Source organism: Nocardia carnea (genome assembly GCF_029868325.1).
Lineage (GTDB): Bacteria > Actinomycetota > Actinomycetes > Mycobacteriales > Mycobacteriaceae > Nocardia > Nocardia carnea_C.
This window is the reverse complement of record NZ_JARWNW010000261.1, coordinates 71,942-92,750: the sequence shown is the minus strand read 5'-3', so window position 1 is coordinate 92,750 and position 20,809 is coordinate 71,942. Positions and strand designations below refer to the sequence as shown.

The window sequence follows — 20,809 nt, the reverse complement described above, 5'->3', positions numbered from 1 at the left end:
CGGCTCTGGCCGGGCTCCACGACCCCGTATTTAGTGACGCGTGTTTTTATTATGGTTAGCACACCCTTACTTCGATGTCGAGAGTTACGGCCGCGAGACAGCGACGCCGGTCCGATGACACGAAAACGCTTCGCCGGCACCACCCCCCAAGCTAGTACATAATGATAATCTTTTTCATTAAGGAGCCGAGTTGGCTCCGGTGCCCACAAGCAGGAGAGATGCGCATGGACGACTTCTACTCACCGGTCGCCGAGTTCTACGACCTGGTCCCCCGGGCCCACGCCGAAGGGGAAGCCGCCCTGCGGAAAATACTGGCCGAGGTCGATCCCGGCGCGGGCCCGGTGGTCGATATCGGGGCGGGCACGGGGCGCACCTGCCGCATCGTCGCCGAGGTGCTGCCCTCGGCGAAAATCCTCGCCTGTGAACCGGCACCGGCGATGCGCGCGGTCCTCACCCATGATGTCGTCGCCGACGAGGATCTCCGGCGCCGGGTCACCATCGTGGCCGAACCGGCGGAATCGGTGGTGCTGCCCGATTCGATATCGGCATTGATCGTCTTCGGTGTGCTCGGCCATATCGGCGCCGAAGCGCGCCGGGCGCTGTGGGATCGAGTGCTGCCCCGGCTGGCGCCCGGTGCGCCGGTGCTGGTTGAGCTGCTGCCGGTCACCCGCCCGACGGCAATGCCCAGGATGGAGCTGGCGCGCGAGCAGATCGGCGACCTCGTCTACGAAGGGTCGCTGGAAGCCGAACCGGCCGGCGGGGATCTGATCCGGATGACCTCCACGTGGCAGATCAGTGGTGACGCAGCGCCCACGCGGGTGGTTCGCAACGTCAGCGAATGGCATACGTTCGGTATCGAGGATCTGGCCGAGGAAACCGGTCTGGCAGGCGAGCAGCTCACCGTGCAGGCCGGCGTACTGCGCGTACCGCGCAACTGAGCCGGTAGCGGAGGTAGGAGGTACCCGCAGCACCTGCCGCGGGTACCTCCTACCGTGTCAGCGTTTCCGCTCTATACGCACGGTGATTCCGGCACCGGGGTGCATGCCGATCAGTCCCTGGGGTCGTGCGTCCGTGGTCACCAGCTCACCGTCGATCCGGCGCACAATCGCGACGAAAGCGGCCTTTATCGCCATGGTGGCGAAATTGGCGCCGATACAGCGGTGCGGACCGGCTCCGAACGGCAGGAATTCATACGGTGCCGGACGCCGATAGCGCTCGGAACCGGGATCCCAACGGCCCGGATCGAACCGTTGCGGCTCCGGCCACACGGACTCCAACCGGTGGGTGTGGAACGGGCTGAAGATCAACAGATCGCCGGGCACGAATTCCGTTCCTGCCAAGGTGAACTCACGCGCGACCTTACGGGAGACGATCGCGGTGGCGGGATAGAGCCGCATGGTTTCCGATACGAGATGGTCGAGCAGCGGAAGATCGGGCCGGACCTCGCCACCAGCGGCGATCGCGGCGCCGATCTCCGTCCATCGGGCTCGATCGCGCAGCGTGCAGAACAGCAACCAGGCCAGTTGCGCCGCCGTGGTTTCGGCGCCGGCCTCGAGCAGGCTCACCAGCTGATCGGTGATCTCGTCGTCGGTGAGCCGGGTGCCGTCCACACCGCGCAGCAGCACACCGAGGACATCGTGACCCGGTTCGTCCTGCGCGCCGCGTCTTTCGATCTCGGCAACCACCCAGCGGTGCACCGAGGAGCGGGCCAGCAGGGCCCGCCGCCAGACCGGCGACCCGGAACCGCGTTCGATACTGCCGCCGATCACATCGGTGTCGATGGCGCGGTGGATATCGTGTAGCCAGTCGTCCACGCCCTCGGAACGTTCCATGGCCGCCGCGCCGAACAGGCTTTCCGAGGTGGCCCGCCGCATGGCCCGGCGCAACGGCGGGTAGATGTCGACGGTCTCTCCCGGTGTCCAACTCGCGAGGGCGGACTCGATATGCCGGGTAACTGTGCCGAGGTGATCGGCGACCCGACGGGTGGTGAAGGCCGGGGCGACCAGCCGGCGCAGGCGGCGATGCCGGTCACCGTCGTTGACCAGCAGGGCCGACCGTCCGGTCAGTGGCGCCAACGCGGTGAACGCTGCCTCCCAGCTGAACAGGTCGCTGTGTGCGAGAACGAATTGCGAGGCTTCGATGCCGAGGGTCAGCCGGAAACGCATCGGCCCGGCCCCGAGCGTGGAGATCGCACCATTTTCCCGGTACAGGCGCTGCATCGTCGTGTAAGGGTCCGCCGAGAACGCCCGCAGGTCCGCGAGTTCGCGCGGTTCGTCTGTGGTGGTCATCGGGCGGCCGCCCCGCGTGCGCGCCGGGCGGCGAGCAGTTCCGGAAGTGCTGTCGGTGCCGGTGTATCCGGTCGGATCAGCTCGGGTTGCCCGAGTACGGTCGTGAGCCGTTGCCAGAGTGCGGTGACGGTCATCGCCCACTGGCCTGCGCCGATCGACCGGCGCGGATCGGCGATATCGGCCCGTAGCTCGCCCAGCGCCGATCGGATGCTTCCGGGCCAGAGTTCATCGAAAACTGTCCGGAATGTGGGTGCCACGGCCGGTTCCAGAATTTCGGTGCTCGGCACGTTCAGCCGTTCGGTACCGGGCCCGGTCATGACCAGGCGCCCCGTGGGGTCGCGATCGGTGTGCAGGCGCGGACTCCACAGCACCGGACCGTGGGTGTCGGCCAGGGACAGCACACCGCCTTCGAAAGCGATCGCGATCCGGTGCAGTAGCAGCGCGTGGTTGTCCGGATCGGCCGGGTGGATCTGGTTCTGAACCCGCAGCGACACCGGAACACCCCCGATCACCACGGGCAGATGTGTGTAGGGCATCGGCGAATCGGCAAGTGCGGCGACTTCCGCCGGAAGGGCCGCGGGGTCGCCGATCGCCCACGGCCGGAGCCGGCCGACCGCTCGGCCGATGATATCGAGCAGCGGATAGACCACTTGGCCACCGGCCACGGCGTCCACATGGAGCGGCCGCTGCCGCTCGCGCAGGGTCTCGGCCGCCTCCAGAAACTGCGCGACCGGTCGCAGATGCGGATAGAACGCGTTGAGCCGGTACCGGACTCCGTGTTCACGGGCGGTCCGCAGACAGTCGGTGAGTTCGTCGGGGTGCAGCAGATGTTCCTGCAACACATGGATACCGCGGCTCAGCAAGTTCTGCGCGAGTATCGCGCCGTCCCCACCGGCGGCGCCGGCGCGCACCGCGACGCAGGCAATATCGATATCGCCGGGCAGCTGCTCGACGTCGATATAGTGCGGTACCCCGTACGAGTTCGCGTACGCCTGTGAGGTGGTGCTGCCGCGCGAGACGATACCGGCCAGCTGGACCTCCGGGTCCTCGTGCACCGCGTGCAGGTACACGCGGCCGAACGATGTCCCGCACACGACGACCTTCGGTGCGCCCGCGCGCGACGGCAAACAGGCGCTTCCCGGATTCGGCGTCGGTGCCGGCCGGCCGGCCCCCGTGCTCCCGGCCGGTAGCAGTCCGAGACTCCGCTCCCCCGGTGCCCGCATCCGAGAATTCGGCACCGCAGACGACCGAACGCCCGGCGCCGGTGACGGTTCGGCGGCCGGCACCGGTGTCCGCCGGCGGACGCGCGTGGGTGGCAATTCGTTCACAGGCTGCCTGCCTCCATCGGTTCGTCATGGGCGTGCCCGTGGGTCTGGAAAACGGGTAGTGCGCCGAATCCGGTGACCGCATCGAGAAGCCCGCGGGGGTCGAGGACCTCGTCGGCGTAGTGCAGACCCGGCGCGACCGCCCCGGACAGGACGGCCTCGACCGTATGCGCGGCGGTCGCGGCGGTGAGCGCGAAACTGCTCGGGGTGCGCAGCACCGCCGTAGTGGTGCCCGACGGCCGGTGCACCGTGAACGCCATCAGGTAGAAGGGGTCCAGCCCGGCGAGGTCGCGTTCGGCCGCCGCGCCGATCTCCTCGGCGATTCCGGCCAGAACGGCGGGGTCGCTGCGGACCCGGCCGCGCAGCCGAGTGAGCGTGAGCCGCAGCGCGGTGCCGACGAATACGTTGTGCCAGTGCAGTTCCGCGAGGCCGGTCGACCGGGCCAGCCGTTCGGCGTCGGCGGTGAGAAACGGCATGGTGGTGACCCGGCCCGGGAACCCGGCGATCTCGACGTCCTCGCGCACCGGCAGGGCGTTGCGCCGACGGCCGCCGCCACACCAGGCGGCGAGGGTTTCGCCGTACCAGTGGCCCTCGGCGGCCGCGCCATCGGAACTGTCGAGTGAGAGGGCGAGGTCGGCGGCGGAGGCCGGGGCGAACGGCTCGATACCACCCGCATAGACGACCAGCCGGGCGCCTGTCAGGTCGTCGGCCAGCACCGGCGGCACGATATTGGCCAGGCCGGGCAGCATACCCGCCGACAACACCACGGTCCGCGCACCGTCCCGCAGCGGGGACCCTTCGAGCAGCCGGTAGGTGGGCCCGTCCCCGGAGACATCGACGTAGTCGCCGCCCGCCGCCAGAGCGGCCCGCGCGACCCGATCCATCAGCAGGTAGGAGGGGCCTGCGCAGTTCAGCACAAGCCGGGTTCCCGCGCAGAAACGCGCCAGTGAATCCGGGTCGGCGGCATCCACCCGGCACGGTTCGGCACCGGGCGGTACCAGTGCCGGGTCCACCCGGTCCACGTCGCGCGCACCGAGCCGCAGTTCGCCGATACCGCGCCGGGTGAGCATGTGCACGGCCGCCCGCCCGACCGTCCCGGTCGCGCCGAGCACGGCCACCGGGCCCGTCGCAGCGGTCACGACCGGCGCTCGCCGACGCTCGGCGCCACCGCGACCGACGGTGCTGTGCGCCTGGGTTGCCTCGAGTCCTCGCTGTGATCGGTCGCGCTCCACCGACCCGCCGGGCATGCTCGATCGCTGCCCATCGGTTGCCCGTTGCTGCGCTCGGTCACGATCCATTGCTTCTCTCCGCTGCGCCCGGTCACGGTCGCGGGTCGCTGCCGGTCGCGGGAAAGCGGGCGGTCATCCGAGCCGCGAGCTCGGCAGCATGGGCGGCGGACATACTGGTGAGGTGGTCTCCGGGAATTTCCTCGATGACCAGGACCCCGAGTGCGATCCGCGACCAGAAGCGTTCCACGTCCGCCCGCGTACCCAGCAGCGTCGCGGCACCGCTGTTGCTCAGCACCCGCACCGAACCGAAATACGGTTCGGCACGATGGGCACCCATGGCGCGCAGATTATGCGCGAAAATCTCGAACTGCCTGCGGAATTCCGCCGGCGCGAGCTCCGCCGACCGGTACGGGCCGGTTCCGGAGGTGGCGGCGACGCGCAGGGCGGCGAGCCGATCTGCGGCGGGTACGGAGGCCAGCTTCCGGAACTGGGCCGCCAGCGGTGCCGACTCGCCGTCGAGCGCGGTGATCGCTCCGGTGGGCACCCGGTCGGGAGTGCGGTCCAGGATCGTGCGCAGTGCGGTGTCGATCGCCGCGGTATCGGCGGGGAAGCCGACCGTGGCCGGATCGACGCCGATGGATTGGGCGAACACGTATTCGGCCATCAATTCGTCGTACACCGCGGGCGGTTGATACGAGCCGATCACGGTGAGCTCGTCCACTGTCGCTCCCGACTCGGTCAGCGTGTGCGCGATCTCGGCGGCCAGCAGACCGCCGACCGAGTACCCGATGATGCGGAACCGGTTGTCGTGTTCGAGCAGTTCCGTCGCGTAATCTGCAGCCTGCCTGGCGATGACGGTGTCGGCCGGGAGGTCCAGGTACTTCGCCGGATCGGTGACCTCGAGGCCGAGCAGGGCACCGGGATGCGCTTCTCGCAGATGGGGAAGCAACGCGTCGTACGGTGACAGTGTGCCGGTGCCACCGTGTACGAGCACCCAGGTGCCGGTCTCGTGGCCGGGCCGGCCGCCAAGCGGCCGCACCGCGGTCCGCGCGGGCGCCGTCTCGCCGGTCGGCGCATTGTGGCGGCGGGCGGCGAGGGCGGCGACGGTGGGATTGCGCAGCACATCGCGCAGCAGTTCCTGCCATTCGATATCGGCGACCTCGGGGACACGGTCCCGCAATTTCCCGACCATTTGTGACAGCAACAGCGAATCGCCGCCGAGGGTGTAGAAATTCTGGTCGCGACCGACCTTCGGAACGCCGAGCATCTCCTGCCACAGTTGTGCGATCCGCTCCTCGATCTCGTCGGCGGGCGCAACGAAATCGGCGTCGGCGCCGGTGGCCGGAGTCGCGGCGGCGCGTTCGGCCAGTGCCGCCCGGTCCAGTTTCCCGTTGGCCGAGCGCGGCAGCGCATCCAGCAGCTCCAGCTCGTCCGGCACCATATGGCCGGGCAGCAGCGCCGCGACATGCTCGGTGAGCTGCCGTTCGGTCACAGTGCGGCGCTCACCCTTGAACCGGGCGACGAATACGCCCTGACCGGACGCCGCCAGCGGCGCGTCCTCGGCGGGCAGCACCCGGATATGGTCGGCACCGGCGGTATCGAGCTGACGCAGCCATTGATCGCGGGTGAAGAACGCCTGGCCGGCGCCCGCGCGAACGTCGGTGAAAGCAGTGAGTTCGCTGAAGAATTCGAACTCCATCGACACGAGCAACGCATAGTTGTGCTGCCGGGTGGGCTCGAGGAATATCAGCCAGCCGCCCGGTGCGAGCACGTCGCGCAGTCGCGCCAGCACTTCGTCGGCGTTCACCGAATTGTGCAACACGTTCGCGCACAGGACGATATCGGCCGAGTTGGGCCGCAAGCCCTGGTCCTGCGTGTCGGCGTTGATGTCGAAGCGGCCGTATCGCACCCACGGATACTTCGCGAACTTCGTCCGGGCCTCGCCGAGGAAGTACTCCGAGATATCGGTGAACAGGTAGTCCGGCGCGAATTCGGCCAGCGCGGGAATCAGATCGGTACTGGTACCGGCGATACCCGCGCCGACCTCCAGCATCCGCAGCGTATGCGGCGACTTCCGGGCGATCTCACGCACCGTGTCGATCACGATGCGATGGGAACTACGCGCCACCAGGTTGGTACGGTACACGGCGTGTGCCGCACCGGGTGTCCCGGCGGGGAACAGTAATTCACGCACATCGAGCGAGCCGCGCAACAGATCGTCCAACCGGCTGCTGCAAGCACGAATGTAGGACAGGGTCTCGCTGCCGTAGCCGACGATCTCTTCCAGCTCGTCGATACGCTTCCACGCCGTCTCGACCGCACGCGGGCCGGCGGCGATCAGGTCGCGGTAGCGACCGGTGTCCGCGTCGTGTATCACCGCTCCCCCGTCCGCGAGCGCGGACAGCCAGCGTTTCAGCAGTCCGTGCTGCCGTTCGGATACACCGGTGGCCGCGGCGATCTCGGTGAGGTCGTGCGAACGCTCACGATCACCGAACAGGCCGGACCCGCGCAGCTGCGCGGCGATGGACAACATGGCCATCTCGTCCACGGCCCGCATCAGTGCAACGAACGAATCCCCGTCGACCTCCTGCTGCGCCGCCGCGGCGGCGTGCTCGGCGGCGGCCAGCACATCCTCGGCGGGCGCGCCGGGTAGGTGTTCGCCGGAGGCGCCGGTCGCGATCTCGGCGTAACCGAGCAGCCGCGTGCTCGGCCCCCGGCCGTCGACCAGGACCGCGGCATCCGCCACCGCGGGATGACTCCGCAGCGCGGATTCGACCTCGCCCAGTTCGACGCGGTGGCCGCGTATCTTGACCTGGGTGTCTTCGCGACCGAGGAATTCGAGCCGGCCATCCGGGTGGAATCGGCCCAGGTCGCCGGTGCGGTAGAGGCGGGCGCCGGTGCGCGGATGCCGGAAGAACCGCCGCGCGGTCAGGTCGTCGTCACCCAGATACCCTTCCGCCAATCCGGCACCGCCGAGATAGATCTCACCGGTGACCAGGTCGGGGCATTCCTGCAGTGCCCCGTCGAGCACCTGCACGGTCTGATTGCGCAACGGGGTGCCATAGGGGATGCTTCGCCACTGCGGGTCGATATCGCCCACCGGGTGGTGGATGGACCAGATGGCGGCCTCGGTGGCACCCCCCAATCCGATCACGTCCAGGTCCGGGTGGTTCGCGCGCATCCTGCCGGGCAGGTCCAGTGGGATCCAGTCACCGGACAGCAGGACCAGCCGCAACGATTCGGCGCGGGCCCCGGGGGTGGATTCCAGGACATCGAGCAGCATCTGGAGTTGTCCCGGCACGCTGTTCCAGAGCGTGACCGAATGCTGCTGTACCAGTTCGAGCCAATGCGACGGGTCCGTGGCACCGTCTTGTTCGGGCAGTACCACGGCACCACCGGCCGCGAGCACACCGAAGATGTCCCACACCGACAGGTCGAAGGCCAGGCTCGCGACGCCCAGTACCCGATCGCCGGACGTCAGGCCGAATCGTTCGCCGATATCGTCGATCGTGTTGGCCGCGGCCCGGTGGGTCACGACGACGCCCTTCGGTTCGCCGGTGGAGCCCGAGGTGTAGATGACATAGGCGGCGGCTTCGGGATCTCCGTCGGCCTCGGGTACGGCGTCGAGACCCGGCAACAGGTCCACGGCTATCGCCTCGGCGGACGCGGGGATCTCGCCGGAGTCGCGGAGCCAGGATTGGGTGAGCGCCACCGCTACCCCGGCGCGATCGATGATCCGTTCCCGGCGGGCCATCGGCTGCGTGATCGCGATCGGCACGTAGGCCGCGCCGATCACCGAGACCGCGAGCACCGCCACGACCTGCTCCGGCCCTCTGTCCATCAGGACGGCCACCCGATCACCGGACCGCACGCCGGCCGCGTGGAGGGCGGCAGCGGTCCCGGCGACCCGGCGGCGCAGCTCGGCGTAGCCGATCACCTCGCCCCGATGGATCACCGCGGCGGCATCCGGAGCGGTATCGGCCCACTCCAGAACCCGCCGGTGCAACAGTCGCGGTGACATCTCGGCGGCGGTGTCGTTGTAGCTGTCGCGACGCCGACGCTGCGCAGAGGGCAGGGCGACCGGGAAACGCTCGGACCATATCTCGGGCGCGGCGGCCAACCTGGTGACGAGATCCACGAACGCATCGAACGCCTCGGCGGCCGTATCACCGGCCAGGACGTCACGGCGCACGTCCCAGGCGATCATCAGTCCGTCGTCGTAGGGCGTCACCTGGCAGTCGAGCCACACCTGAGGGGTACGGGTGATCCCGCGCAGAATACGGCCGCGGTGTGCGCGTACACCGGTATCACCGGCGCCGAGGGTGCTCGTGAAAACAACGGGCATCAACACCGGATTGCCCGCTCGGCGAGTCAGTTCGCTGAGCACCTCCACACCGTCGAACAGTCGATGATCGAGATCGGTGAACAACTGCCCGGCAATACCACGCGCACGTTCGGCGAAGGTGTCCTGTTCGTCCAGATCGATGCCGAGCAGTTCGACCGAGGTGAAATCACCGAGCACCGCGCCGATATCGTCGTGCGCCGGCAGCCGGTTGAACACCGGCAGATTCAGGGTGAACTGCCGTTTCCGGCTCCAGCGTCCGATGACCTCGGCGTAGGCGGCGAGTACCGCTCCCGACGGAGTGAGGCCGTACGGGGTCGCATTATCCGCCAAACCGGAAAGAACGGAGGCGGGTAGCCAGTGGTGCAGCCGGTCGAAGCCCGGGCTGCCGTTCGCCGCGGTGGAGTCGCCGGTTGCCCGGGTGGGCAGTTCCGGTGCGCCGGGCAGGACTTCGATCCGCTCCTGCCAGTACTCCCGATCCCGCTGATAGCGCGACCCGTTACGCAACTGCTGCACGCCCAGGACGTAGTCGCGGAAGCCGATCCCCGGTGCGGCGCGCAACACTTCGTCGGCGCCGGCCGCCCGGACGAGTTCGTCGAGTTCGGCCAGGAGCAGCTGCAGACTCGAGGCGTCGACCACCAGCAGTTCCATCAGCAGGTGCAGGACGCATGCGGTGTCGGTGCGGGTGATGTGCAGGTCGAACAACGGCCATGTATCCGTGGTGCCCGCCGGGCCGAGAAGAGCGTCGCGCCGCCGGTCGAGCTCGGCGTCGACGCCCGCGACGTCCTTGCCCCGGACATCGGTCACCGGGATCTCGTAGTGGGGCACGGTCGCGGCGACCTGCTGGTAGCCGTCGGTGTGCACGGTGGCGCGGAGCATATCGTGGCGACGTACCAGTGCGTTCCAGGCTTTCTTTAGGCTGCCGGGCTCGGCACCGTCGTAGGAGATTTCGAGATAGCTCGCACAGGCCACACCACCGAACGGGTAGGTGGCGTCGCGGCCGATCAGGTAGGCCTGCTGCACCGGGGTCAGCGGGAACGGGTCGTATGCGGCAGCCGTGTCGGCGGACACGCTGATCACCGCCTGATCCTGCGCGAGGTATTCCAGTACCGCAGGTTTGTTCGCCACCAGCTGTTCCCGGTGTGCGGCGGTCAGCACGCCCCGAGGGGCACGGAACCGCAATTGTCCGGCGTCGGCCCACAGGTGAACTCCGCGCTGTCGCAGATCGATTACCAGTTCGGGGACGTTCACAGAGCACCTTCTTCGAGGTCGATATCGGCTTGTGGCCGGTGGTCGCCGAGTCCGGCGATGGTCGGGGTCGTGAAGAAATCGCGCAGCGTCACGGTGATACCGAGTTCCCGGCCGAGACGGCCGACCAGGCGAGTCGCCGACAACGAGTCGCCGCCCGCCGCGAAAAAACTCGTGTGCCGATCGGCCGGCGCGGCGCCGAGCGTCTCGGCCCAGATCCGCGCGATCCGGGCTTCCGGTCCAGGGCGGGCCGGCTCGCCCTGGCCGCTGCGGGTGGCCGGGCTGGTCGCCGATTCGGCGCGCCGCCCCAGGGCGGCGTGATCGATCTTGCCGTTGGCGGTCAAGGGCGGGTCGCGCAGCGGGATCAGTTCGGGCATCCAGCCGCCGGGGATCCGGTCGGCGAGGAAGGCAGCGAGATCGCCGGGGAGCGCTGCCGGTACGGGCTCGCCGGCCGCCGGATCGGCGGCCACGTCGTATTCGACGAAGGCGACCAGCCGCGCCTGTGCCCGCTCCCCGACCGCCAGCGCGATCGCCCGGCGCACTTCCGGATGCGCGGCAATCGCCTGCTCGATCTCACCGAGTTCCACCCGATGCCCGCGAATCTTCACCTGACGATCAGCACGACCCAGGAAATCCAGCACACCATCCGGCCGGTACCGCCCGAGGTCTCCGGTCCGGTACCAGCGTGTCCCGTCTTCGACGAAGAACGCCGCGGCAGTCAGATCGGGCCTGCCCCGATAACCCCGCGCCACCCCGGCACCACCGATCAGCAACTCCCCGGGCACCCAATCAGGCCGATCACGCCCCGCCTCGTCGACCACCCGGAACCGCTGATTACGCAACGGACGACCATAAGGAATCGAGGTCCACTCCGAATCCACCGACTCGACCTCGAAAAAATTCGACCAGATCGACGCTTCCGTAGCCCCGCCCAAGGCAACGAAACGACAATTCTCCGACAAGGCGGCGAGACGGCCGGGCAGATCCAGGCCCACCCAGTCCCCCGACACCAGCACCAGCCGCAACGACGAGACCGGGCCGGGAGCGGATTCCGCCACCGAGAGCAGCATGTCGAACATCGCCGGCACCGTGTTCCATACCGTCACGCCGTGCTCGCGAATCAGGGTGAGCCAGCGGTCCGGATCACGCCGATCCTCGTCGGCGACGAGAACGGCGCTGCCACCGGCGCCCAGCACACCGAACAGATCGAACACCGACAGATCGAAATCGAACGCCGCGACCGCGAGGACCCGATCCTGTACGCCGAGGTCGTAACGGTCCGCCAGATCGGCGAGGGTGTTCACTGCCTGTCCGTGCTCGATTTCGACGCCCTTCGGGGTGCCGGTGGATCCGGACGTGAAGATCACGTAGGCGAGATCTCCGCTGCTTCCGCGATGGACCGGAGCGGGCTCGTGATTCCGTGCCTCCGCGATCGCCACCACTGCGACCCGGCCAGTGAGTATCGCGGTGCCCTCGGGGCATCGACCGACACCGCCGGTCGCACCGTTGCGCAGTGCGAGATCGCCGAGAACATCGGTACCGGCGGTGTCGGCCTCGCCGGAGACCGCGGAAACGGGACCGAGACCGGTATCGCCGATCCGGACAGCAGCGCCGGCTTCGGCCACGACATGCGGGGCGGCCGTGCGTTCGCGGTCGGAACCGCTCATGCCGATGTGCTCGACGCCGACGGAACCACTCGGGTCGCCGGGGATCGCCGCGGCGGCGATCCGCTCGATATCGTCGGTGAGTACCACGACGACTCCGGCCTGTTCCAGGATCGCTGTCCGGCGTCGCGAGGGCTGATCCACCGCCACCGGCACATACACCGCCCCCGCGGCCAGCACCCCGTACAACGCCGCCACCTGCGCCGCTCCCCGCGCCGCCGATACCGCGACCGCATCCCCCGGCCGCACGCCGTAGGCAGCCAGCAATGCCGCAATCCGCCGACTCTGCTCGGCCAGGGCACCGAACGACACCCTCACGTCTCCGTCGATGAGCGCTGTTCGATCGGGGTCGGTGGCGGCCACCTCGAACATCGCGGTATGCAAAAGCCGATCCGGCACAGGGGCATGTCCGGCTTGGCCCCGGCTGCTGCCGGAATCCTGCTCGTGCCGGGACGGCCCGGCGGTGTCGTTGACCGTGTCACGGGTCGTCTGCTGGTGGGGTGGCAGAGCTGGTACGACCTCGTCGAGGGGCAGTGCCCAGTCCATCTCCCCCAACCGGGTCAGCACGCCGTGGTAGGCGGCCAGCATGTCCTCGACCAGTCCCACGGGAAACAGCTCGTCCACCGAATCCCAGCTCAGCACCAGCCCCTCCGGCAGCTCGATGACCTGATGATCCAGCCATACCTGCGGAGTCTGGGTTCGCGTGTAATCCGGCCACCGCACCGACCGGGCCAGTTCGTCGTCCACCCCCAGCATCGAGGTGAACACCACGGGCACCGGTTCGGCGGGAACGGCGCTGTCGCGCGCGAGTTCCCGCAGAACGCGCACGGCGGATACCTGCTGGTGGTCCAGGTCGCTCCACAGCTGTTCCTGCAACCGCCGGACCCGGTCCAGCCAGCGCTCGTGTTCGGCCGGGCGATCCGCGACCAGCAACAGTGAACTGAAGTCGCCGACCACGCGCATGATGTCCGGATGCACCTGCCGGCGGTCGAACCGGGTCAGCGTGACGGTCAGTTCCCGCTGGGCACTCCATGTGCCCAGTACCCAGCTGTAGCCGGCCAGCAGCACCACGCTCGGCGTCACGCCGAAACCCCGCGCACGGGCCACGATCCCGTGCCAGGTACCCGGATCGAGCCGGACCTCCCGGCGCGTGAAGCGCGGATACCGGACCGCAGCCGGCGATACCCGCAACGGCAGCTGCGGTCCCGGCGGCAGTTCCGGCAGCCGCGCCCGCCAATACGACAGTGCGGCGCGAATCTCGTCCTCCGACGGCGCGCACTTCGTCGCGTAGTCACGGAACTCGATGGCCAACGGCGGGATTTCGAGTTCCGGATCCGTGTACCACCGGGTCCATTCGGAGATGAGCACGAGGGCACTCAGACCATCCACGACCAGGCTGTCGAAAACCACGCAGATGCGGGCCCGGTCGCCCTCACGAACGACCCGGATATCGAACAGTGGCCAGGTTGCGGCATCGAGCGCACCACCTGCCATCTCTTCTCGCACTACCGCGGCCACGCTGACGAAATCGCCGGCGGCCTCGACGACACGGATCCGGTACTCGGGGACCCCGGACAGCACTCGCTGCACACCATCGGTACCGAACACCGCGCGCAGCATCGGGTGCCGCTCGACCACCAGGTTCCAGGAAGACTGCAACCGGGCCACATCCAGACCGAGCAGGTCGTATTCGAAATACAGTTGTGCGCCGATACCGCCGAGATCGAAATCCGCCGACCGGCCGAGCCAGTACGCCACCTGGATATCGGTCAGCTCGAACGGATCCAGCCGACGGGCGACATCGGTCGTCAGCGGTGCCGCCGCGGATATGCTGCGCAGCCGGTCGTCCGGCACGGCGATATCGGCCCCGGTGCGGTCGCGGCCGAGTCCGGCGACGGTCGGGTCGGTGAAGAATTCACGCAATGTCACGGTGATGCCGAGGTCCTGCGCGAGCCGCCCCACCAGACGGGTCGCCGACAGCGAATCACCGCCCACCGCGAAGAAATTGGTGTCCCGGTCGGGTAGTCCACCGCCGACTGTTTCCTGCCAGATCCGGCCGATCCCGGTTTCCAGTCCCGGCCGGACCGGCTCGCCGCGAATCGATGCGTCCTCCTGCGCCATCGCCGCTTCGGCACGCCGTACCAGGGCGGCATGGTCGATCTTCCCGTTGCCGGTCAGCGGTGGGTCCGGTAGCGCGATCAGTTCGGGCGCCCATCCGGCGGGAACCCGGTCGGCCAGGAAACTCGGCATATCCTCGGGCAGTAGCGGTTCGACGAAGGCGACCAACCGTGCCTGTGCCCGCTGCCCCACCGCCAGCGCGATCACCCGGCGGACCTCGGGATGCGCGCTGATCGCCTGCTCGATCTCACCGAGTTCCACCCGATGCCCGCGAATCTTCACCTGACGATCAGCACGACCCAGGAAATCCAGCACACCATCCGGCCGGTACCGCCCGAGGTCTCCGGTCCGGTACCAGCGTGTTCCCGCCTCGACGAAGAACGCGGCGGCAGTCAGATCGGGCCTGCCCCGATAACCCCGCGCCACCCCGGCACCACCGATCAGCAACTCCCCCGGCACCCAATCAGGCCGGTCCAAGCCGTTCTCATCGACCACCCGGAACCGCTGATTACGCAACGGGCGACCATAGGGAATCGACGTCCACTCCGGATCCACCGACTCGACCTCGAAAAAATTCGACCAGATCGACGCTTCCGTAGCCCCGCCCAAGGCGATCAGCCGGCTTTTCTCCGACAGCGCCGCGAGACGCCCCGGCAAGTCCAGGCCCACCCAGTCCCCGGACACCAGAGCCAGCCGCAGCGACGGCGGCAGACCCGAGCCGAACTCGGCCGCCGTGAGCAGCATGTCCAGCATCGCCGGCACCGTATTCCATACCGTCACGCCGTGTTCTCGAACCAGCGTGAGCCAGCGGCCCGCATCGCGCCGGTCCTCCTCCGGCACGATCACCGCGCTTCCACCGGCGCCCAGCACACCGAAGAGATCGAACACCGACAGATCGAAATCGACCGCCGCAACAGCGAGTACCCGGTCGTCCACTCCGAGCCCGAAGCGATCACGGATATCGGCCAGCGTGTTCACTGCCTGTCCGTGCTCGATTTCGACGCCCTTCGGGACACCGGTCGAACCGGACGTGAAGATCACGTAGGCGAGATCTCCGCTACTTCCGCGATGAACCGGCGCGGGCTCGTGATCTCGGGCGTCCGCGATCGACACCACCGGCACCCCAACGGCGTTCGATCCCGCCGCACGAGCGACACCGGCGCCGCCGATTTCCCCGGGAACAATGTCACCGCCCGGTGAGGTGAAACCCTCGGCGTCGCCACCGAGGCCTCCCGTACCGGCAATCCCGGCAACGCCACCGGCGCCGCCGGCACCGGCAACTTCGGTGTCGCCGACGGAGCGGTCCGTGGGGTTGTGCTCGGCGCGATCTGCCGATCCGCCGACGTTATCGCTTTGAACACCAACCGCAAACCGGGCGTTGTCGTCGGTGAGTACCGCGGCGACCGCGGCCTGTTCCAGGATCGCGGTCCGCCGCTGCGGTGGCTGATCCACTGCCACCGGTACATACGCCGCTCCCGCGGCCAGCACTCCGTACAACGCCGCCACCTGCGCCGCGCCCCGGGCCGCGCAGACCGCGACCGCATCGCCGGGCCGGACACCGTGTGAAATCAACAGCGCCGCGATCCGGCGACTGTGCTCGGCGAGCTCGCCGAACGACACTGTCGTATCGCCGGCGACGAGCGCCGTCCGGCCGGGATCGGCAGCCGCTGTGTCGAACATCGGCGTGTGCAACAAGCTGTCCGGAGCACCGTGGCCCGCGGTGCGCGCCTCCCCGGTGGTGCGTTCATCACGTGCCACCGGGAGAGCGGCGTCGTTCACGCGGTCGCGGACCGCCTGCTGGGCGGGCGGCAGTATCGGCAATGCCTTGTCGAGTGACTGTTCCCAGTCGATCTCGCTCAGCCGGTTCAGCAGCATGTGGTAGGTCGCCAGCATGTCGTCGACCAGGCCGTCGGGAAACAGTTCGTCCACCGAGTCCCAGCTCAATAACAACCCGTCCGGGAGTTCGATGGCCTGGTGGTCGAGCCAGACCTGGGGTGTCTGGGTTCGCAGGTGATCCGGCCAGCGCACCGACCGGGCGAGTTCATCGTCGACACCGAGCATGGAGGTGAACACCACGGGGACCGGTTCCGCGGGAACCGCGCTGTCACGCGCCAGTTCGCGCAGCACCCGTACCGCGGAAACCTGCTGATGGTCCAGGTCTCTCCACAACTGCTCCTGCAATCGCCGCGCCCGCCCCAGCCAGGTCTCGTTCTCGACGGGATGGTCCGCGACCAGTAACAGCGAACTGAAATCGCCGACCACCCGCATGATGTCGGGGTGAACCTCCCGGCGATCGAATCTCGTGAGCGTGACCGTCAGTTCACGCTGGGCACTCCAGCTCCCCAGAACCCAGGTGTAACAGGCCAACAGCAGTACGCTCGGCGTCACGCCGAAACCACGGGCCCGCGCGACGAGCCGACCCCAGACTCCGGCGTCCAGCCGAACCTCCCGGCGGACGAATCGAGGACGCTGCACCATCGCCGGTGACACCCGTAACGGCAACTGCGGGCCGGGCGGCAGTTCCGGCAGACGCGACCGCCAGAAGGACAGGCTCGCCCGCACCTCCCCTTCCGACGGCGTACAGTTGCGCACGTAGTCGCGGAATTCCAGTCCGAGCCGGGGTAGCGCGAGACCCGGCTCCGCGTAGAGCCGCGTCCATTCGGAAAGCAGCACGAGCACGCTCAGACCGTCGGCGATCAGGGTGTCGAAGGCCGCGCAGACCCGCGTATCCCCGCCGTCGTGGACTACCCGGATATCGAACAGCGGCCAGCTACCGGCATCGAGAAGGCTGCCGGACATATCTTCTCGGACGCCCGCCACCGACCCGTCGACCACCCGTATCCGGTACGGAGCGACCTCGTCGAGGATTCGCTGCGTCCCGTCCCCTGCGATCACGGCGCGCAGCATCGGATGCCGGTCGATCAGCCGATTCCAAGCAGTTTCCAGCCGGTCCGTATCGACACCTGGCCAGTTGTATTCGATATACAGCTGCGCCGGGATCCCGCCGAGAGCGAAGTCCTCCGATCGGCCCAGCCAGTACGCGACCTGGATATCGGTGAGCGGGAACGGCTCGTAGCGGTGCTCGGGGTCCGGGGCGATCTCCGGAATCTCGGTGGTGCCACCGGCGGTCAGGGTCGCCGTGAATGCGGCGAGGGTGGGTGCGGTGAACAAGTGAGCGAGATCGGCACCCGCCACCCCCTCGGTAAGCAGCCGCCGGACCAAGCGGGTAGCCAGGAGACTGTCACCGCCCAGCACGAAGAAGTCGTCGTCCCGCCGGATCTCCTCGACGTCGAGGAGATCCGCCCAGGCTTCGGCCACGGTCCGCTCCAAGCCCTGACAGGGCGGCGCGGATTCGGTACCGCCGCGACTATCTGCGGCGGCGGCGAGGGCGCCGTGTACGGTCTCCCGGTCGATCTTCCCGTTGCGCGTGATGGGTAGTTGCGCACTGTGTACGAACAGGCGGGGCACCATGTAGGCGGGCAGCCGCTCGCCGAGCCAGGACCGGAGGGCGTCGTCGGTGAGGTCGCCGAGGTCGCCGACGAGAACAGCGCCGAGCGATCTGGTGGGGTGTTCGAGCACAGCGGCGGCAGCGGTGGTGACCCGCGGATGCTCGGCCAGTACGGTTTCGACCTCGCCCAGTTCGATCCGATGGCCGCGGATCTTGACCTGATGGTCGATGCGACCGAGGAATTCGAGGATCCCGCCGGCCCGGTAGCGCACCAGGTCACCGGTCCGATACCACCGGATCCCATGGTGCTCGACGAACTTTTCGGCGGTGCGCTCCGGGTCGCCGCGGTAACCGTGTGCCAGCCCGAGCCCCGTCACCCACAGTTCCCCGGCTGCCCATTCGGGGCAGTCCCGGCCGTGCCGGTCGACCACCCGGCAGCCGGCATGCGGCAGCGGAACCCCGTACGGCACGCTCGACCAGCTCGGATCGACGATGCCGACCTCGCAGACGGTGGCATGGATGGCAGCCTCGGTCATACCGCCGAGCCCGGCGAACCGGCAGTCCGGAACCAACCGGCGCAACCGCTCCGGCAGGTCCACGGTGACTCGGTCGCCACCGAGCATGACCACCCGCAACGCGCTACCCAGCCCGGAGTCGGCGGCCGCGATCAGCAGCATGTCCAGCAGCGCCGGCACCGCACTGACGACGGTCACGTTCCACCGGCGGATCAGTTCGGCCCAGACAGCGGCATCACGACGCTGTGTTTCGTCGACCACGACCACCGAGCCGCCGAACGCCAGGAACCCGAACAGGTCGTAGGCGGAGAGGTCGAAGTCCAACGCGGACAGCGCGATCGTGCGATCGTCCGCGCCGATACCGAAACGGCCGTTGACCGCATCGATGGTGGCGGCCACCGCCCGGTGCGGGACTTCCACGCCCTTGGGCGCACCGGTGGAGCCGGAGGTGAAGATCACGTACATCACGTCTTCGGGGTTCACTTCGACAATTTCGGTCAGCGGATCGGCGGCACGGGCCTGCTCCGGAAAGACCGGTTCGATATCGCCGGGCCATGAGCCGGCGGTCACGGTGTCCCGGTCGGTGACGACCAGCCGTGCGCCTGCCGTGCGGTAGACCCGCTCGCGGCGCGCCGGAGGCAGATCGATCCCCGAGGGCACATAGGTCGCCCCGGCGGCGAGCGCACCCAAGGTCGCCACGATCTGATCGACCCCCTTGGGCAAGGTGACGGCCACACTGTCGCCACGGCCGATCCCCTTGTCCCGCAACAGCCTTGCCATACGCCGTGCCCGTGCGGAGAGCTCGCCGTAGGAGATCACCGATCCGGCAGCGACCAGGGCGGTCCGATCCGGATCTGTGACAGCCCGGGCGAAGAACCGCTCGTGCAGGGGTAGGGCGGGAGTGAGAGCAATCTCGCTGTACCGGCGGCCCGGCGCCGGCCACGGTGCCGGGCGATCCCATGCGCCGTCGTCGTCGAGCAGCAGGTCGACGAACTTCACGTAGGCGTCGAACATGGTGTCCAGCAGCCCGGGCGGGAACAGTGATACCCGCGCATCCCAGTTGAGCAGGATGCCACCGTCGAATTCGGTCACCTGCGCGTCCAGCCAGACCTGCGGGCCTTGCGAAATCGTCCACACCGGATCACCGAGGCATTTCCGGACCTCCGGGGCGTACAGCTCCCCCAAACTCAGTGCGCTGGTGTACACGACCGGCGCCAGCACCCGCTCGCCCCCCTCGGCTCGGCTCAGGTCCCGCAGCACCTCGACGCCGGAGTATGCGGTGTATCCCAGTACCTCGCGCAGCCGCTCGGTGACCTTCTGCCCCCGGTCGGTGACCGACATCGGTGTGGACAGGTCCACATCGAGCAGGACCGAACTGGAGAAGTCACCGACGAGCAGGTCCACGTCGTCATGTAGCGGCTCCCGGTCGAAGGCGGGCAGGTTGAGCAGGAAGCGGTCGGTACTGCTCCAGGCTCCGATGGTTTCGGCGAAAACCGTCGCGAGCACGCCGGCGGTGGTCAGGCCCGCGCGCTGCGCCCGCGCCCGCAATTGTGCCGCACGCTCCGGGGACAGCCAGTACGTGCGCCGGTCGACCCGGGGCCCGCTGCTTGCCGTTTCCGTGGTCAGCAGCGGAAGACCGGGTGCCGAGGGCAGATTGGGTAGCTGCGACTTCCACCATTGCCGGGCATTCTCCCGGGCGGTGGCACGAGCCCGGTCACGATCGGCAAGGTACTGGCCGTAGGAGTATTCCAGTGCGGGCAGTGCCCCAGGGCCGCGCTCGTACAAGGTGGACAGATCGGCAAGGAGAGTGCGCAGGCTCAGTGCGTCCCCGGCGATCATGTCCAAGTCCAAGTGCATTCGGGTCCGGCCACCGGGCAGCAACGAGAGCTGCAGATCGATGACTTCACCCGCGCCGATATCCATACTGCGGTGTGAGCAGGCATCCCGGGTCTGGGTCAAGCGCTGCATCCGGTCCGATTCGGATAGTTCCCGGAGGTCGTGGACGAGAAGACCGGGCCAGGTACCGCGGTCGGTCACCCGCTGCATACCGGCGGCGTCGATCGTCACCCGCAGCATCGGGTGCCGCGCGATCAAGTCGCGCATCGCGCGTTCCAGCCGATCTGGTTCGATGCCCCCCGCGTGGTCGAATTCGCTGTAGAAGTGGGCGGCGACCGCGCCCAGGTCTTGTGTCCGGGTGCGCCCGATCCAGAAGGCGTGTTGCATCACCGCCAGCGGAAAGGGCTCCGAGTGATCGACAGCGACCGGATTCACGGTGGTGTGGTGAGCGGCGACAGCGCCGGTTGCGCTGTCGTCCAACAATTTCCGCCAGGACCTAAGCGTCGGATTGCGCACGAGATCCCGGAATTCCACCCGGTTACCCGCTTTTCGCATGAGCCCGGAGAGGCGCATCACGGTCACCGAGTCGAGCCCCAGACCGAGTAGGTCGGCATCCTCGGCCAGGTCTTCCACCGGCACTCCGGTGAGGGTGCTGACTTCCCGCCGTAGCCGGTTTGCGCCCCAGGCCACCTCTTTCGTCGTGCGTACGGGTGGCAAACGGAGCTCTTCCTGCATCACAGTCCCAACTAGGAAACGATAACCATTTTCAATAGTGCTACAATCTAGGACGTGCCGA

General features: G+C 68.3%; 6 protein-coding genes. 1 reads left to right on the top strand and 5 read right to left on the bottom strand.

Annotated elements, in window-relative coordinates:
- Positions 1-224: 224 nt before the first annotated feature.
- Positions 225-938, top strand: a complete 714-nt coding sequence (locus tag QH196_RS24200) for a class I SAM-dependent methyltransferase (protein ID WP_280418113.1) — start codon at positions 225-227, stop codon at positions 936-938.
- Positions 939-995: 57 nt separating this feature from the next.
- Here QH196_RS24200 and QH196_RS24195 read toward each other — a convergent pair whose 3' ends face one another.
- From QH196_RS24195 to QH196_RS24175, 5 genes are all read right to left on the bottom strand, one after another.
- Complete coding sequence (locus QH196_RS24195; protein ID WP_280418112.1) at positions 996-2,288, bottom strand: cytochrome P450; 1,293 nt, start codon at positions 2,286-2,288, stop codon at positions 996-998.
- Positions 2,285-3,415, bottom strand: a complete 1,131-nt coding sequence (locus tag QH196_RS24190) for a Gfo/Idh/MocA family oxidoreductase (RefSeq protein ID WP_280418111.1) — start codon at positions 3,413-3,415, stop codon at positions 2,285-2,287. The genes QH196_RS24195 and QH196_RS24190 overlap by 4 nt, the downstream gene beginning before the upstream one ends.
- A 197-nt stretch (positions 3,416-3,612) precedes the next feature.
- Entirely contained in the window at positions 3,613-4,752 is a 1,140-nt protein-coding gene (locus QH196_RS24185) for a saccharopine dehydrogenase NADP-binding domain-containing protein (protein WP_280418110.1), read from the bottom strand.
- A gap of 181 nt (positions 4,753-4,933) precedes the next feature.
- On the bottom strand, positions 4,934-10,435 hold the full coding sequence (locus tag QH196_RS24180; RefSeq protein ID WP_280418109.1) for a non-ribosomal peptide synthetase: 5,502 nt from the start codon (positions 10,433-10,435) through the stop codon (positions 4,934-4,936).
- On the bottom strand, positions 10,432-20,748 hold the full coding sequence (locus QH196_RS24175; protein ID WP_280418108.1) for a non-ribosomal peptide synthetase: 10,317 nt from the start codon (positions 20,746-20,748) through the stop codon (positions 10,432-10,434). Before QH196_RS24175 ends, QH196_RS24180 begins: the two co-directional genes overlap by 4 nt.
- Positions 20,749-20,809 lie beyond the last annotated feature (61 nt).

Excerpts from the sequence above, each read along its gene's own strand:
- QH196_RS24175 (WP_280418108.1), bottom strand. The coding sequence starts at position 20,748 with ATGCAGGAAGAGCTCCGTTTGCCACCCGTACGCACGACGAAAGAGGTG.
- QH196_RS24195 (WP_280418112.1), bottom strand. The coding sequence starts at position 2,288 with ATGACCACCACAGACGAACCGCGCGAACTCGCGGACCTGCGGGCGTTC.
- QH196_RS24200 (WP_280418113.1), top strand. The coding sequence starts at position 225 with ATGGACGACTTCTACTCACCGGTCGCCGAGTTCTACGACCTGGTCCCC.